This window comes from Bacillus sp. EE-W1 (assembly GCF_009760835.1).
GTDB lineage: Bacteria > Bacillota > Bacilli > Bacillales > Bacillaceae_G > Bacillus_A > Bacillus_A wiedmannii.
The window spans coordinates 24,769-40,669 of the sequence record NZ_WIPE01000096.1 but is presented as its reverse complement, the minus strand read 5'-3'; the positions used below and the strand labels follow the sequence as shown (position 1 = coordinate 40,669).

Genomic DNA, 15,901 nt, shown 5'->3' with positions numbered 1-15,901 from the left:
AAATGCTGTTTTATGAAAATACGTTAATGGTTTTACTATCGATTAGTAATCGGCATTGTAATTGGTAGTTTACTTTCAAAATCATTCCTTCAGTTATTAGTAAGCATGATGGAATTAGGCGTAAACGTTCATTTTGAAGTACCGATTGGAGCGGTTATTGATACAGCATGTATTTTTTTGTTTCATTTTTCTTTATACATCTTTTAAAGGATATAGCGTTATTTATATTAGTTATTATTTCTTAACGGTTCATTCTTACTTTCGGATTGTGAGTAAATGAAAATAGTGATAAAGTTTTTCGGGAAACGAAAGAGAACATAGTGAAAATTATGTTCTCTTTCGTTTTTTATTAGCTAAAATGAGGTGTGCATAACTAAGGTTTGATAAGGGGAATTTGAAACAGAAAAGAGATGGAAAAACCATCTCTTTTCTGTTTCAATGTTTTACGCTATTATCTATTTTCTTTCTATTCACATATAGGAAATGCATCTTGTAGATAAGGAGAAAGATAATCCTTTATTCTAATATTTAAAGTGGAGAAAAGCAGAAGTTAGAGCTTTTGTAATAAACGCTCGCTACTATTCATATCATTTTTGCATAATGGACATTTTGGTTCTTCTTCTAATGAAAAATTTTTACGCATCCATCCACGGCAGTCTTTTGCCGTGCATTCCCATATAGCTATCGCTTCGGGATCTTCTACAGGCTTATCATTTTTTCTCCAATACATGTGATCGCTCCTCTAAAGTGAAAAGTTTTTTTGAAAAAATAAAAAGGTTGTTAACATTTTTTGTTAACAACCTTTTACTTATTAATTATACTGTATTTTTCGCAAAAATGCGAAGTTTAGTAATTATTAAAGTATAATAAAGTATTGATTACACAACCGCAGGATTATAAATCATCGTAAAGTGTCCTTGTAATAGTTCAATATGACAAGGTGTATGAAGCGAGCTTTCTCCATCTGTATCTACTTCTTTTTCTTCTTCTGTTTCAATATGAATGGATTTCGCTTTTACGTGGAAGATGTCATTTTCATTTGAGTCTTCAAATAGTTTCTTTCCGATATAATCTTTAAACGCTTGAATGCCTGTTGATTTGACTACGAAAATATCAAGTGTTCCGTCGTCGCATTTTACGTTCGGGATAAAGGACGGGATCCCGCCAAGATATTCACCGTTTCCAACCATAACAAGGACAGCTTCGTCTTCATATACTTGTCCGTCGTACGTAATTTTTACTGGGAATGTTTCAGCATTTTTGACAGTTCGAATTGTGCTTAAGTAGTAGCCGATTTTTCCAAGCTTTGCTTTCTCTTCTGCATCAATATTGTTTGATACTTCAGAGACCAGTCCAATGCCCCAGAAGTTTAAGAAGTGTAGGTCGTTTGCTTTTGCGACGTCAACTGGTTTTACATGTCCTTGTGTAATAAGTTTTGCTGCTTCTGCGATGTTTTGCGGAACGCCAAGTGTGCGAGAGAAGTCATTGCAAGTTCCGCCTGGAATGATTGCAAGTGTAGGTCTAGTTTCAAGAGGTGCTAAGCCATTTGTGCATTCAAATACAGTGCCGTCACCACCAAAGACGATAATTAAATCTACTTTACTAGCAAACTCCTGACAATATTTTGTTGCATCACCTTGCTTTTTCGTATGAAGGATATGTAAGTCAGGAAAAGCTGCCGCAAGAGGTGGTACAATTTTCGTTAAATTCGTATGTAAATCGCCTTGCCCTGCTTTTGGATTTACGATGAGGAGTACTTTTTCAAATTTTGTTTTTGTCATTTTTATTCTCTCCCTTTGTCTTTTACGAATCGTGATAGAAAATAAACTTCCACCAGTAATTGATGGTGGAAGTTTATTCTATTATATTATTCCGTTACAACTGAAGCGATAAATGGTAAGTTACGATATTTTTCTGCGCAGTCGATACCGTAGCCAACGATAAATTCGTCTGGAATTTGGAAGCCAACATATTCAGCTTTTAAGTCCACTTTACGACGCTCAGGTTTATCAAGTAACGTACAGAATTTCAATGCTTTCGGTTTATGCATAAAGAAGTGATCTTTTAAGAAGTGAAGTGTTAAACCAGAATCGATAATATCTTCTACGACAATTACGTTTTTTCCAGTAATGTTTACATCGATATCTTTTAATAGTTTTACTTTTCCAGTTGTTTCTGTTTGATTTCCGTAGCTAGATGCAGAAATAAAGTCGATTGTTACATCGTTTTTAATGTGACGAATTAAATCGGCAGCGAATACGAAAGATCCTTTTAATACAGCGATTACTACGATTTCTTCTCCTTCAAAGTCACGTTCGATTTGAAGTGCTAGTTCTTTTACTTTTTCTTGTAATTGTTCTTCAGAAATTAAAGTATCTTTTATTTCAAGATTCATTGGAGTCCTCCTACAGTGTAAAACTTGTGAACATTTCGACTGTAAAGGAAAGAAGGGGAAAAGTCAAAGAAGATATAAGTTTTTTACAGAAATCCCCACAAAATAGTCAGATGATATGATATACTGATTACATCAAGAAAACGCTTCCAAAAGGATGATTATGATGAGAAAGAAAGAGTATACAAGTGCAACATTTATAAAAGCATTACTTTTAACAATTGTTCTTGGTAGTTTGGCTTACATAATTGATGTACCAGCGATTCGGATTTCACTAATTGGAATGACTTTAGTATTAGGCGCAATTTCCCACGGTATGATGTCACAGCTACAAGAAGCTGGAGTGGATCATATGAAAAATCATATAGATAAGAAATGAGAAACCTTCACGTATAGAGAGTGAAGGTTTTTTGTTTCTTACAAAAATGTAAGGTAGTTGTAAGGCAAATCGATAGTTGCATAGTAGTGTTTTGGATAAACTATAAGTGTAAGGTAAAAGGCAAGCATATTTTAGGTAAATTAAGTTTTAGGCACTCTATATGTGAAAAAGGAGTAGGAGGGCATGGAGAAACGTTGGACGACCTTTTCTTTTTTAGCAACTAGCAACACCGTAATGCTAGCTGGCGAAATGGATTTTTTGCACTTGTTTGATCGAGAAGACGATCATTTTTCTTCTAAATTTACAATGAAATGGAATAAATGGAGCGAAAGTTGTAGGTTTGAAGAAGAGGCCCCTAACGAAGAGCAAAAGATTATTTTGACAAACCCTATTAAAGCGTGGGTTGTTCAACGTCGTAAGTGTAACGTCAAAAATCACTTAAAGAAAACTGAGCCGAGACAATTAGTTATCGCTCCGGCCTGTTCTACTTCTACATCACGCGAAAGTAACATGTAAATATTGAGACACACACCCGAAAAAACATCGCATATATTGCGATGTTTTTTTATTTTTCTACAATGAAATCTTTAAATGAAATATATTTCATCTGCATCTTATATTTATATCTCTTGTTTATTCTAGTGATACATCCGATGCGAGTTGATGTGAATAAAATATAAGGAGAGAATGAAGATGAAAAAGAGACTATTACCAATTTGTGCAATGGCACTTTTAACAGTAGGATATTCTTCAGTAGCGAGTGCGGATACTGGAACAGTAACAAAGGAAGAACAGGCACAACTGCAGCAAGATAAAGCGAAAAAAGAAGCATTGATTAAAGAACAGCAAAAAAGTGAAGAAGAGAAAAAGCGAATAGCGCAAGAGCAGTTGAAAAACGATAAGGCGAAAAAAGAAGCATTGATTAAGGAACAGCAAAAAAGTGAAGAAGAGAAAAAGAGAATAGCACAAGAACAGTTGAAAAATGATATGGCAAAAAAAGAAGCAGCACAAGTACAACAAAAAAATGGTGCGGTAAAAAAAGAAGTAGCGAAGCCAGCTGTACAAGGTGAAAAATTACCAAACACAGCATCTAATAATGTAGCAATGATGGCACTAAGCGCATGTCTTGTAGGGATAGGGACATTATTTGGTTTGAATCGTCGCAATAAAGTTAAGGCGTAAATAAAATATTGTCCTATAAAGAATGGAATAATTTCATATATTAAAAATGGTAGGTTATTCCTACCATTTTTGGCATGGAGGGATGAACATGAAGTTACTCAATTATATAGGTATCATATTGATGGCCATAGGGCTATTCACGGGATCATATTACGCTATGGAATGGTATAAAGGAAAAAGCTCTGCTCAACAATTAACGAAAGAAGAATTAAAGAGGCTTAAAAATGTACAACATAATCAACTTTCTTACGAAACACCTGTAACTTCCCAAGTACCTTCTTCTCAAACAGAACATAAAGAAGGAGAAAAGGTTGCACTGTTAAATATACCGAAAATAAAGAAGAAGTTTTCTATATACTGGGGAGCGGATGATGCAACGTTGAAGAAAGGAGTTGGAATGTTCGTTAGTGATGTAACGACAACACCATCTGGAGGGGGACATACTGTACTGAGTGGACACCGGGATACTGTCTTTACAGATTTAGGAGAGTTAAAAGAAAAAGACACTCTTGTTTTAGAGTATGATAATAAAACTTACACATACGAAATTCAAAAGATATGGATTACCCATGCGGATGATCGTACTGTTATTATAAAAAAAGAAGAACCGATATTAACACTAACGACTTGCTATCCATTTGATTATATAGGGGATGCACCAGATAGATATATTATCGAGGCGAAGTTAACGGCTAGTTATTCAAAATGAAGTGATAGTTTCTGAAAGCGGAAGGGGGATACATAAGTTATGTCAAAAAACATTTTAATTGTGGAAGATGAAGATATTTTGCGTGAAATATTAAAAGATTATTTTTTGAGCGAGCAATATGTAGTGTTTGAAGCAAGAGATGGGAAAGAAGCTTTAGTTGTATTTGAGGAAGAAGAGGTTGATTTAGTTATTTTAGATATTATGTTGCCGGAACTTGATGGATGGTCTGTTTGCCGAAGAATTCGTAAAACATCTGAGGTTCCTATTATTATGCTGACGGCACGTGTAGATGAAGATGATACGTTACTTGGATTTGAACTTGGGGCGGATGACTATGTGACGAAGCCGTATAGCCCACCAATTTTATTAGCAAGAGCGAAAAGGCTGTTAGAAAGTAGAAAAGTAACGAAGCAACTTCTAGAGAATGAAGATGATACATTATCCATCCACGGTATTCACGTCCACTTCCCATCGCGCACTGTTACGGTAGATAGGACAGACATTAATTTAACACATACTGAATTTGAAATATTAGCGTATTTCATGAAAAATCAAGGGATTGTTTTAACGCGAGAGCAACTCATTTCAAGAATTTGGGGATATGAATTTGCTGGTGACGATCGAACGGTTAATAGTCATATTCGTAATTTAAGAAATAAATTAGGAGAGAAAGCAAAGTGCATTACAACTGTAGTACGAACAGGTTATAAATTTGAGGGGAATGTATGAGAAAGGGGATTGTACTAAAATTATTTGCCCTCACAACAGCATTATGTATGTTAATTTTAGCGACGATATTTATTGGACAAACGATATTTTTTAAACAATATTATGCGAATCGAAAAGTAGAAGATATTAAAGTGAATTTAAATTCCTTTGAGAAGAATTATTTGAATTATGCAGGAAGTGCAGAAGGAATTCAGAAGCTGGAGCAAGACTTTTTAAGAGAAAATAATACGTGGATTACAACGTTAGATCAGAATGGGAATTTAAAACATGCGGATGATTTTTATTTTGAAGTAACGATAGATCGTAGGCAACAAAAGAGCTTTGGACAACAAATATTCAAAATTCCTTTATACAATCTCGTCAATATAGAGGAGATTGATAATAAATTATCAGATCCGTTTTTAGGACAAGAAATTTATTTTTCTGGCGTGAAAAAAGGTGATAGTTTTATTCCATTCTCTTTCGCGTTAGGTAAGCAAAATTTAAATGGATCTAATAAACCGTTAGAAAAAGCGTTTCAGGAGAAAATGAAATTAGATGAGGAGAAAAAGAGAGCGGATCAAGAACAACTTGTTAAAGAAAAGAAACCAGCTGTTCAGGAAGAATCTGCTCAGGAATTAGATACTTACATAAGAGGACGTGTTACGAAAGTACAGTTTCCTGATGTAAAAGGTCTTGTAAATCCAATTTATAAAAATAGTCTATTCTTAGATAGCATAAAAGAGTTTCAAAGGGATGTATTACTAAATGAAAGTAATCAAATAGAATATTCAATAAAAACAATGGACTATGAAAAAAATGATATAAAATATAAATTATTAATGAAACCAATAACAGAAAGAGACGGATCAGTCACATATATTTATGCGATGGCTTCTTTACAGCCTGTAGATGAAGCTGTACAAATGGTGCAAGATTACTACATTTACATCATTGCATTTGTAGTCGTTCTTATTTTTCTAGCTTCGTTCTATTATTCAAAACAAATTGCAAAGCCGTTATTAAAAATAAATGATACGACGAAGAAAATAGCACACTTAGATTTCACAGAACAAATACCGATTACTTCAAAAGATGAAATTGGTGATTTATCGAAAAATATTAATGTATTATCTAATAAGCTCCATTCGCATATTGGACAGCTAGAACAAGATATTGAAAAGGAAAGAAAGTTAGAAAATACGCGGAAAGAATTTATTTCTGGTGTTTCGCATGAATTAAAAACACCGCTGAGTATTATGAAAAGCTGTATTTCTATTTTAAAAGATGGAGTAGCTGAGCATAAAAAAGAATACTATTTTCAGGCAATGGAACGAGAAGTAGATAAAATGGATACTTTAATTTTGGATATGCTGGAGTTAGCTAAATTTGAGTCAGGTACATATAAAATGAAAAAGGATGTATTTTATATCGATACAGTAATTGAAGATATATGTGAACACCTTTCTGTGGACATAGAGAAAAAAGAACTTCATGTGCATAAGAATATATGTTCATTTGAAGTAGTCGCAAATCAAAGTCGGATTGAACAAGTAATCGTGAACTTCATTACGAATGCCATACGTTATACACCGAATAAAGAGGATATTATTATTTCTACAATAGATGAGAAAGATCGTATAAAAGTGTGTATTGAAAATAAAGGTACTCACATTGAAGAAGAGCAATTAGATAAAATTTGGGACCGTTTTTATCGCGTGGATGCAGCTCGCCACCGTTCACAAGGTGGAACTGGGCTTGGTCTAGCTATTTCTAAAAATATTTTAGAACTGCACGATGCTGAATATGGGGCAGAAAATACAGAAGATGGTGTATTATTTTACTTTTATTTACCTAAAAAAGCGTAGATGATGCATGCTACGCTTTTTTTAATTTATTTTCATATTATCTTTACCTAATCTTTATTTTTAAACGATATAATCTGGGTAGAAAATGAGGTTATGTAAGGAGTCGATGAACCGTGCATAGCAAGTGGCTAAGTATAATGGTATTTATTTTCTTTTGTGCATTTATTGTATTTTTAATTGATATTACGATATAACAAAAAGAGCGCTTATTAAGCGCTCTTTTTGTTTGAATTTATTTGATAAGCATTGATGCTCTTGAATAAGCGAGGTGAAGTAAGAAATAAAAATATAAGTAAAACGGTACATAAAATAAAAGAACCGAGCATTGTACTGCCGTTTACGATTAATGAGTATAGAACTGCTGATTGACCTTTCGGTGCATATTGTCCCCAGAAAATAATACCAGCAATAAAGTGGCAGAAATAGCGAGCAAAGCTACCGATAAATGTAGCAAGAATAATATAAGCAAGGACTTTCTTACCTTCGTTTTGTTTTGATGAAGGTTTTTCTTTACGGCTACCTAAACTTGATTGTTCTAAGTTATTTTCATTAGACGTTAAAAGTGCTTTTTGAATTGGACGATAGAATAAGCCAGCAAATCCGATAAAAGCAAAGGCAATGAAGTACTCAATGAAAGCTTGAATAGGTGTTAAAATGTAAGCATCTCCTACGACAATTTGTAATAGTCCCCAAACTAAACCACCTAAGAAAGCTGATTTAAAGCCCCAGCGGTATGCAATAATAAAAATAGGAATCATAGCGAATGAAATGGAACCGCCTGTTGGAAGTTTGATTGATAATGGTAAAATGTCGATGACCAAGGCGAAGGCTGCAAGAATTGCAGATTCGATCATCGCTTGTAAATTGGTGTTACGCATGTTGTCTCCCCCTAAATCCAAGTTGTGCAAAAAAGAATAGATATCATAGGAGGATACGAAATACGTAAATAAAAAAGAGGTATGTATTTCGGACGTTTGCACAATCCCTGCGTTAGCATTAACTAACAGGTTCGAAGGGTCGGAACGAAGTGTTCCCTCTCAGCGGCATGGCTCCCCCAGTGATAACGAGATTCTTTATTTGCTATTGTTTATTGTAAGCGAAATGGATGAGAATGGCAAACGAATACAGTATGACAATGATTGAAATAGAATTGTAGTGAAATGTTAATAAATATGAAGCAAAAGGGTATAGTACAAGAGAAATAGAGTGTGCTATAATTTTTTTGAAAATAATTATCATTCTCTTCTGAGGGGGAAGGTTATGAGCTTAGTAGATATTAAAATCGGTGAGAAAGTGTTAGTAAAAAGCGTTCAGTCTTTAGATCATTTACTGAAGAGAAGATTGGCTGCTTTCGGTCTTTCTGAAGGAAGCGAACTTCGCATGAAGCAGAAAGCGATGTTCAAAGGTCCTTGTACATTGGAGTGTCGTGGACAGTTAATTAGTATTCGTCATTGTGACGCGAAAATGATAAAGGTGGAATTAGCGTGAATAAGGTAGCTTTGCTAGGGAATCCGAATACAGGGAAGACATCATTATTTAATGCACTTACTGGTTCTTATGAATACGTAGGAAACTGGAGCGGTGTAACAGTAGAAAAGAAGGTTGGTAAATTAAAAGATAAGCAAGGAACATTAATTGATTTACCAGGTGTTTATGATTTGAATCCAGTTTCACGTGATGAAGGTGTCGTTACAAATTTTCTACTAACAGACGAATTTCATCATATGTTAAATATAGTGGATTCTTCGCAATTCGAGAGAAATATGCATTTAACGTTGCAATTACTTGAGTTTGGAAAGCCGGTTTCAATCGGATTAAATATGGTCGATGTGGCAAAGCAACGAGGCATTGTAATTGATGTAAAACGATTATCAGAGCTATTAGGTGTAACAGTCGTTCCGGTCGTTGCAAGAAGTGGAAAAGGCTGTGAAGAACTACTTGCTACTCTTAAAGAAAATGACAAAAACGAGAAAAAGCCATTCATTATTTCATATGGTGTACAGATGGATGAAGGAATTGGAGAGGTAATAGCTCTTTTAGAGACAGCGAATTATAAGCATCCAAGATGGTTAGCCCTTCAATTTTTAAGCAATAACGAAGTAGTAGAAAAAGAAATGAAAGCATTACCAATTTATAAGGAACTTGTAGCCATTCGATCTCGCTTAGAAGGAAAACTTGATTGTACGTTGGAAGAGCACATTTACAAAACTCGTGAAGCGTATATTGAAAAGTTAAAAACAAATGTTATGAAGCATGAGAAAGAAGGAAAAATTCCTTTTTCGGAAAAAATTGATAGATTAATTACACATAAAATTTTAGGACTTCCAATCTTTTTAGCAGTTATGTTTTTTATTTTTCAGGTTACGTTTACGTGGATTGGTACACCTTTATCCGATATGTTAGATGAATTTTTTGGTGGACAGCTTACGGATTGGGTAACGGCTGGGCTCACAAGTGTTGGAGCTTCTGATTTTATTCAAGCACTTGTTACAGAAGGTATTATTGCCGGTGTTGGTGCGGTATTAGTATTCGTTCCACAAATCTTTGCACTATTCTTTTTCATTTCATTATTAGAAGACTCAGGATATATGGCGCGAATTGCAGTTGTTATGGATAGAATTATGGAGTTCTTCGGTTTAAATGGAAAAGCATTCATTCCGATGATTATCGGTTTTGGATGTAATGTTCCAGGTATTATGGCAGCGAGAACGATTGAACAAGAAAAAGAACGTTTACTTACAGTTCTTGTAACACCATTTATGTCTTGTTCGGCACGTTTACCTGTATACGCATTATTTGCGGGAGTATTCTTCCCTCATAGTCAGGCAACTGTTGTGTTTTCTTTATATGTTGCAGGTATTGTTCTTGCATTATTAGTTACAAAAATTATGTCTCTTACCATTTTAAAAGCGGAAAAGTCTATTTTCGTCATTGAACTACCTCCTTACCGCGTGCCACAAGCGAAAACGTTATGGCTAAGCACGTGGGAGAAAGGGAAAGGATTTGTTCGTAAAGCAGGTACATTCATCTTCGGTGGTTCTGTTGTCATTTGGTTATTAAACTATGCAGGTCCATCAGGATTTGGTGTTGATATGGGAGATAGTTACTTAGCGATGATTGGTGGATTTATTGCACCACTATTTGCACCGCTCGGCTTTGGAACGTGGCAAGCTGCAGCATCTCTTTTAACAGGATTTTTAGCGAAAGAAGTTGTCGTTTCTACAATGGCAATTATTTATGCGGTGAAAGAAGATGTGCTTGGAAATGTAATGGGAGCACATTATACTGCGTTATCAGGATATGCATTTATGTTCTTTATTTTATTATATGTTCCGTGTTTAGCGACAGTAGCTGTTATTAAACGTGAAACAGGATCAACGAAGTGGACAATTTTCTCTGTCGTTTATCCACTCGTTGTTGCTTATGTATTAACGTTCATTATATACCAAGTTGGATCCTTACTCGGATTCTAGAAGGAGATGTATTAGAGTGATGGTCAATATTATAATCGGAGCTATCATTTTTGGTTATGCAGCATACACGTTAGTTAATTTTGTAAAGAGAAGTAAAAAGGGAAAATGCGCAGCATGTTCTTTAAATAAATCATGTCAGTCGCAAACTTGTAGTCCGGATATGGAGCAAGTTGCTCATAAATAGAAAAAAGCTTTGCGAATTTCGCAAAGCTTTTTTGTTTTACTTTTTAATTTTTACAAGTTGAGAAGCTTCTACACCGTTGTAGCCAGGGAATTCTTTACTAGGGTCTTTATCGAATTTTAATACCCCAACAGATTTTTCATCGCCTTTTACATTTACGTAAGTTGCATCATCAACAATCGCGAACATGTCGGCATATGCACGTCCACTTCCGATAATTGTATTGCCTTCGTATTTTAATTTTGCCCCATCAAGTGTAGCATTTTCTACTTTTTCTTTAGCAAATAATACACCTTGTTCTGCTGTTACAGCTGGTAATTTATTAAGTGGTTTCGTGTCGTCTTTTTCATCAACTTTGCTAAGTAACTCTTTCTTCACCAGTTCTTCACCAGTTTTCTTATCCATAACAAGAACTTTTTTACCCTCTAATGTAGTCATTTTCATTTTATAGAAGTCTTTTTCTTTCACTTCTTTTTTGTTTTTATCTGTAATTTGTTGAACTTGTTCTTCTGATCCGTACAGTACAAAACCGTTTGCTTTCTCTCCTAATAAAGAACAACCTGATAATGCTCCGAATGAAATTGCTGCTGCTAATCCGATGCCTACTAATTTTTTCATGATGATTTCTCCTTTTTATATGTTTTATTGTAAATACAGTTTTTGTATTAGTTCTGAAATGATGAGAAGCTTGTTCGTTGCTTCTGGTATTAGTGTATAAGAAATATTGCAACGTAACTATCGAGTTAGCTTACAGTAACATTACAATAATGTAATTTAGTGAAAGTGCATAAAAATAAGTCAATTCTGAAGAGGGTTAATGAGAATATATTAGGAATACAATGTTTTATATAGAATGTCATATTATATTGGCTGTATTTTGGAAATAACATGTAAGGACATATTAGTTTTGTTATAATAAACACGTAGGCTGTAAAAATGAATATTCTTTACTGTTAAGGGAGATTTTTCAGTTTTCCAAGTAGTGAATTTGAAATATGAGGTAAGTCATAGGAGGAATTAGAATGTCTGTATTTAAACGATTACGAGATTTAACAATGTCGAATGTATATTCATTAATTGAAAAAGCGGAAGATCCAGTTAAGATGACGGATCAATATTTACGCGATATGCAAGCGGATGTACAAGAAGCTGAGAAAAGTGTAGCAGCTCAAATTGCACTTGAGAAGAAATTCAAAATATTATTTGAAGAGCAAGAAGCACTTGTGAAAAAACGTGAAGAGCAAGCTCATATGGCTGTTCAAGCAAGCAATCTTGATCTTGCACGTCGTGCTCTTGAAGAAAAACAAAACGCAGAGCAAAAGATGAATGAGTATAAAGCAAGCTATGAGCAAAACAAAGCTGCTGCCGATAATCTTCGCCTGAAGCTAGAAGAAATGCGTAAGCAATTAACAGAGCTGAAAAATAAACGTGAAACACTTGTAGCACGTGTAAATGCGGCGAAAGCACAAAAGAATATTAATCAGGCGATGTCTGGATTTGATTCAAATTCAGCAAAAGCTGGTTTAAGTCGTATGGAAGAGAAAGCTCTTCAATTAGAAGCTGAAGCAGAAGCAAGTGGTGAAGTGTATAAAAAAGAAAAGTCATTAGATGATGAATTCGCAAGCTTAAACAAAAATTCTGCTGTTGACGATGAATTAGCTCGTATTATGAAGCAGTATGAGAAATAATATAGAATAGACAAAGAAACCGACATGTCTGAAGAGAATTCATGTCGGTTTTCTATTACATTTTAGAGGAGGTTTTGCAATGACATGGACAAATGTGTTAGCCATGCTTGTATGGACTGGAGCAAGTGCAGTACTTTTATTTGCAATTATGTGGGTTGATTCAATTTTTACTAAATACAATGATTTAAAAGAAATAAAGAATGGGAATACAGCTGTAACAACGCGTTTCGTTATGAAATTATTCGCGCAAGGGTACATTTTATCTCAATCCATAACGAAAGCAAATGACTTATGGCAAGCGCTACTTGCATCAGCAGTTTCTTTCGTTATTTTATTAGTGGTAGAAATGTTTATCGAATTTGTGTTAAAGAAAATGTCCGGTTTAGATTTAGAAGAAGGTACGAAAGAAGGCAGTGTTGCGCATGCGATGTTGGCCGGATCATTACATATCGTTGGTGCACTTATTTTAGGTGCTTGTTTATAAAGAGAGAAGGAGGGGTAAATCATGAGTTTATTTAAACGAATTAAAAATATAATGAAGAGCCCAGAACCGCCGAAACCGGAGAAGAGTTTGTTAACGTTAGCTCCTGGCGATATGATTGAAGTTTCATTAGTCATGTACGAATTAACTGGGAAAACGAGTATGCATTCTCGTAAAGAAATTGTTTTAACACTGCAAGACGGGAAAGATATTCGTTATTTAAAAATTGAAGATCGTGAAAATACGTATTACAAATTATATACACCAATCGATGGTCGTTTAGATTCAATTGATGAAGTTCCGACGACAATTGAAATGGATGATACAGAGTACCATATGGAAGAGCAATATAACGGACGTGTTGTTGTGATGGGGAAAACACCATTCTCTGCTTCAGAGGAACAGTACGTATGGGAATTCCAATCAGATAACCGAAAATTATTACGTATTGAATGGCAAAATGGTCGCACAATGATGTATGAGGGAGAAGCAATTATTCCTGCTGATGTACAAATTATAAGAGCAACGTAAGGGGGCGTAATCATGTCAAACCGATTGTTTACCATGATTAAATCGTTCGTAATCCCTATACTTGCTATCGTTCTATTACTTGTTGTTGCTGGATATGCCTTATCAGGTTGTCAAGGCGGACAGACAAAGTCGATTCAAGACCGTTATCCACTAGAATCTGTCGCAAAAGAAGGTAAACAAGAATCTTACGTGTATAGGGCCGCCAATCGGTCAGTTCCTGAAGTCGCAAAGGAACTCATTAATGAAAGAGAACCGAAGCAAGCATCTAAAGAAGACGAAAATCAAATGTTCCTCGTTTATTCTGATAAGATTTATAACTTGCAAAAGGATAAAGAGAAACCTTCTGATACGTTAATTGAAATAAGTAATAAAGAATTTGTCCGTCAAAATTACCAACCATCCTTCCTGCAAGGATATATTATGGGAAGTATTTTAAACGATATATTCGGTTCACGAAAATCATCATACGGTGATTATCGCGGATATAATGACAGACAAAATCATAAACCGGTTATTCCAGAGAGACCGCCTACGAAAGAAGAAAAGAAAACCCCGCCTCCAATTACGAAGGAAGGGAAAGGATCTATCATTAAGCGAGGCGATAATGTAGATTCGAAACCTTCCGTAGGAGATACAGGAAGTATTACGAAAAAAGGAAGTAGTACGCCTCCGCCTTCTACTGGAAGCAAAGGAAAAATTACAAAAACACCAGGTGGCTCGAGCGGATCAGATGTGAAGCCGAAATCATCTATTAAAACGCCGCCAAGGAATACATCCCCTCCGAAAACGAGGGTCGGTGGTTCAGGAAAAATTACGAAGAGAAGATAGGTATAGAGGCCGAAAAGGAGAAGTTGCTTTTCGGTCTTTTTATTATGGAAATTAATTCCTTGTAGCTGGTACAATTAAGTTATAAGGAGGAAATTAGTATGACTATATATAAAAGGTTTAGTTTGATTATGTTCCTCGTTTTATTCCTCAGTTTGTTTATTAGCACAACGATGAAATTTCACTTTGTAGTAGGTATTCTATGGATACTATGTACATGTACTCTTTTTCTATATGTTCCGCTGCGCTTTCAACATGAAGTGCCTGCCTTTCAAAAATATGTAGCATGGATTAAGAGAGGAAGAAGATGGGGAGAGTAAAATTATATCAGCGATTATTGAAATATATCGACTTACCGACAACGACCGCAACTTCATAATAAGAAGAGGGTGTGCCAAATTGTTGGCACACCCTCTTTATTCATGATGATTAATGAATATCACGTTTCTTAAAGTTACCGCCTTTTACTTCTGCTACGTCATAAACTGTAATAAAGGCGTGTGGATCGATTTCATTAATAAGTTCTTTCATTTTACTTTCTTCTAAACGGTTAATTACACAAGAAATTTCTTTGAATTTCTCTCTTGAATAACCACCGTATACTTCGTTATATGTTGCACTTCGGCCTAAACGATCACGAATTGTTTCTACCATTAATTCAGGCTCTTTCGTAATGATTTTAAATGCTTTCGAACCACTTAAACCAACTTCAACGATATGAATCACTTTCGAAGCAATAAAGTAAGCAATTGCCGAAAGGATAGCTCCTTGAAGACCGAATACTGTTGATACGAAAATAAATACGAACATGTTTAAGAATAAAATAAGGTCACTTGTTCCAAAAGGTAACTTACGAGAAAGCAATACAGCTAGCATATCGATTCCATCTAATGCGCCGCCGTTACGTAATGCTAGTCCCATACCGAAACCGATAATAATACCACCAACAACTGTAACAAGTAGTGTATCGCCTTCAATAATAGCTGGTATTCCGTGCATAACAACAGTACCTACTGCTAATGAAGCAATCCCGATAATGGAATAAATAGCAAAGCTTTTACCGATTTGCTTATATCCTAACCAAACGAAAGGAATGTTAATAACTGCGATTAGAGCTCCTAATGGCAATCCAAATAATCTTGAACTAACGATACTTAAACCAGTCACACCACCGTCTGATACGTTATTTGGAATTAATACTGCTTCTAATCCGTACGCTGTGATAAATGCCCCAATAATAATCATCAAAGCTTTTGAAGCAATTTTTAGCTTATTGGGCTTGTTTTTGATAATTTTCTCCATGTAATTTCCTCGTTTCAAACTAGTTTCTTATTTGTTACGTCATTCACACCTAACTTCCATTTTAACATTTAATTTGAAAAATTTCTCCTTTAATGGATGTATGCAGGGGATATTATGACCATACTCACTTTAAAATATTTTTGAAGTGAGTATAAGAAATCCCATCCTTTCAAAGGATGGGA

General features: G+C 34.9%; 20 protein-coding genes, 1 pseudogene and 1 riboswitch. Of the genes and pseudogenes, 15 read left to right on the top strand and 6 right to left on the bottom strand.

The window, feature by feature from the left end; genetic code table 11:
- Positions 1-226, top strand: a pseudogene (locus GFJ36_RS29890) (ABC transporter permease); the annotation flags it as partial.
- 324 nt (positions 227-550) lie between these two features.
- On the opposite strand, the gene GFJ36_RS24840 reads toward GFJ36_RS29890, so the two are convergent.
- The 3 genes from GFJ36_RS24840 to hpt form a co-directional block, all read right to left on the bottom strand.
- On the bottom strand, positions 551-730 hold the full coding sequence (locus GFJ36_RS24840) for a cold-inducible protein YdjO-related protein (RefSeq protein ID WP_000289924.1): 180 nt from the start codon (positions 728-730) through the stop codon (positions 551-553).
- 148 nt (positions 731-878) lie between these two features.
- A complete protein-coding gene (locus tag GFJ36_RS24835; protein ID WP_000167910.1) occupies positions 879-1,781 on the bottom strand; it encodes a diacylglycerol/lipid kinase family protein in 903 nt (300 codons plus the stop codon).
- Positions 1,782-1,867: 86 nt separating this feature from the next.
- Positions 1,868-2,395 carry a hypoxanthine phosphoribosyltransferase gene (gene hpt, locus GFJ36_RS24830; protein WP_001047287.1) on the bottom strand — a complete coding sequence of 176 codons (528 nt, stop codon included), beginning with the start codon at positions 2,393-2,395 and terminating at the stop codon, positions 1,868-1,870.
- A gap of 160 nt (positions 2,396-2,555) precedes the next feature.
- Between hpt and GFJ36_RS24825 the strand changes: the two genes are divergently transcribed.
- The 6 genes from GFJ36_RS24825 (at position 2,556) to GFJ36_RS24800 (ending at position 7,238) form a co-directional block, all read left to right on the top strand.
- Complete coding sequence (locus tag GFJ36_RS24825; RefSeq protein WP_097889152.1) at positions 2,556-2,771, top strand: hypothetical protein; 216 nt, start codon at positions 2,556-2,558, stop codon at positions 2,769-2,771.
- A gap of 183 nt (positions 2,772-2,954) precedes the next feature.
- Positions 2,955-3,287, top strand: coding sequence for a hypothetical protein (locus GFJ36_RS24820; RefSeq protein WP_097889153.1), 333 nt, complete (start codon positions 2,955-2,957; stop codon positions 3,285-3,287).
- A 177-nt stretch (positions 3,288-3,464) separates the two neighbouring features.
- Entirely contained in the window at positions 3,465-3,953 is a 489-nt protein-coding gene (locus GFJ36_RS24815) for an LPXTG cell wall anchor domain-containing protein (RefSeq protein WP_097808224.1), read from the top strand.
- 88 nt (positions 3,954-4,041) lie between these two features.
- Positions 4,042-4,662: a class D sortase gene (locus tag GFJ36_RS24810; protein WP_157349759.1), complete on the top strand. Its 621-nt coding sequence runs from the start codon at positions 4,042-4,044 to the stop codon at positions 4,660-4,662.
- 39 nt (positions 4,663-4,701) lie between these two features.
- A complete protein-coding gene (locus GFJ36_RS24805) occupies positions 4,702-5,391 on the top strand; it encodes a response regulator transcription factor (RefSeq protein WP_060486642.1) in 690 nt (229 codons plus the stop codon).
- The gene (locus GFJ36_RS24800) at positions 5,388-7,238 is read left to right on the top strand and encodes a sensor histidine kinase (protein ID WP_088064655.1); all 1,851 of its coding nucleotides are present in this window, start codon (positions 5,388-5,390) and stop codon (positions 7,236-7,238) included. The genes GFJ36_RS24805 and GFJ36_RS24800 overlap by 4 nt, the downstream gene beginning before the upstream one ends.
- A gap of 209 nt (positions 7,239-7,447) precedes the next feature.
- Here the strand turns inward: GFJ36_RS24800 and thiT are convergent, their stop codons facing one another.
- Positions 7,448-8,116, bottom strand: coding sequence for an energy-coupled thiamine transporter ThiT (gene thiT / locus GFJ36_RS24795; RefSeq protein WP_088064654.1), 669 nt, complete (start codon positions 8,114-8,116; stop codon positions 7,448-7,450).
- Between the two features lie 86 nt (positions 8,117-8,202).
- Positions 8,203-8,304: riboswitch (TPP riboswitch) on the bottom strand.
- Positions 8,305-8,498: 194 nt separating this feature from the next.
- Between thiT and GFJ36_RS24790 the strand changes: the two genes are divergently transcribed.
- Genes GFJ36_RS24790 through GFJ36_RS24780 form a run of 3 tightly spaced genes read left to right on the top strand, consistent with a single transcriptional unit; the run spans position 8,499 to position 10,895 of the window.
- Complete coding sequence (locus tag GFJ36_RS24790; RefSeq protein ID WP_000060518.1) at positions 8,499-8,726, top strand: FeoA family protein; 228 nt, start codon at positions 8,499-8,501, stop codon at positions 8,724-8,726.
- A complete protein-coding gene (gene feoB, locus GFJ36_RS24785; protein ID WP_097889155.1) occupies positions 8,723-10,711 on the top strand; it encodes a ferrous iron transport protein B in 1,989 nt (662 codons plus the stop codon). Before GFJ36_RS24790 ends, feoB begins: the two co-directional genes overlap by 4 nt.
- A 16-nt stretch (positions 10,712-10,727) precedes the next feature.
- Positions 10,728-10,895: a FeoB-associated Cys-rich membrane protein gene (locus GFJ36_RS24780; RefSeq protein WP_000989599.1), complete on the top strand. Its 168-nt coding sequence runs from the start codon at positions 10,728-10,730 to the stop codon at positions 10,893-10,895.
- Between the two features lie 36 nt (positions 10,896-10,931).
- Here the strand turns inward: GFJ36_RS24780 and GFJ36_RS24775 are convergent, their stop codons facing one another.
- Positions 10,932-11,510, bottom strand: coding sequence for a lipoprotein BA_5634 family protein (locus tag GFJ36_RS24775; protein ID WP_097889156.1), 579 nt, complete (start codon positions 11,508-11,510; stop codon positions 10,932-10,934).
- A gap of 404 nt (positions 11,511-11,914) precedes the next feature.
- On the opposite strand from GFJ36_RS24775, the gene GFJ36_RS24770 reads away from it, so the two are divergent.
- The 5 genes from GFJ36_RS24770 (at position 11,915) to GFJ36_RS24750 (ending at position 14,737) form a co-directional block, all read left to right on the top strand.
- Complete coding sequence (locus tag GFJ36_RS24770) at positions 11,915-12,580, top strand: PspA/IM30 family protein (RefSeq protein ID WP_000110287.1); 666 nt, start codon at positions 11,915-11,917, stop codon at positions 12,578-12,580.
- Positions 12,581-12,659: 79 nt separating this feature from the next.
- The gene (locus GFJ36_RS24765; RefSeq protein ID WP_000220323.1) at positions 12,660-13,064 is read left to right on the top strand and encodes a DUF350 domain-containing protein; all 405 of its coding nucleotides are present in this window, start codon (positions 12,660-12,662) and stop codon (positions 13,062-13,064) included.
- A gap of 21 nt (positions 13,065-13,085) precedes the next feature.
- Complete coding sequence (locus GFJ36_RS24760; RefSeq protein WP_000051753.1) at positions 13,086-13,592, top strand: DUF4178 domain-containing protein; 507 nt, start codon at positions 13,086-13,088, stop codon at positions 13,590-13,592.
- A gap of 12 nt (positions 13,593-13,604) precedes the next feature.
- Positions 13,605-14,420, top strand: a complete 816-nt coding sequence (locus GFJ36_RS24755; RefSeq protein ID WP_000071201.1) for a DUF4247 domain-containing protein — start codon at positions 13,605-13,607, stop codon at positions 14,418-14,420.
- A 98-nt stretch (positions 14,421-14,518) separates the two neighbouring features.
- The gene (locus GFJ36_RS24750; protein ID WP_088064650.1) at positions 14,519-14,737 is read left to right on the top strand and encodes a hypothetical protein; all 219 of its coding nucleotides are present in this window, start codon (positions 14,519-14,521) and stop codon (positions 14,735-14,737) included.
- Positions 14,738-14,846: 109 nt separating this feature from the next.
- Here GFJ36_RS24750 and GFJ36_RS24745 read toward each other — a convergent pair whose 3' ends face one another.
- Positions 14,847-15,719: a YitT family protein gene (locus GFJ36_RS24745; protein WP_000411244.1), complete on the bottom strand. Its 873-nt coding sequence runs from the start codon at positions 15,717-15,719 to the stop codon at positions 14,847-14,849.
- Positions 15,720-15,901: the final 182 nt, after the last annotated feature.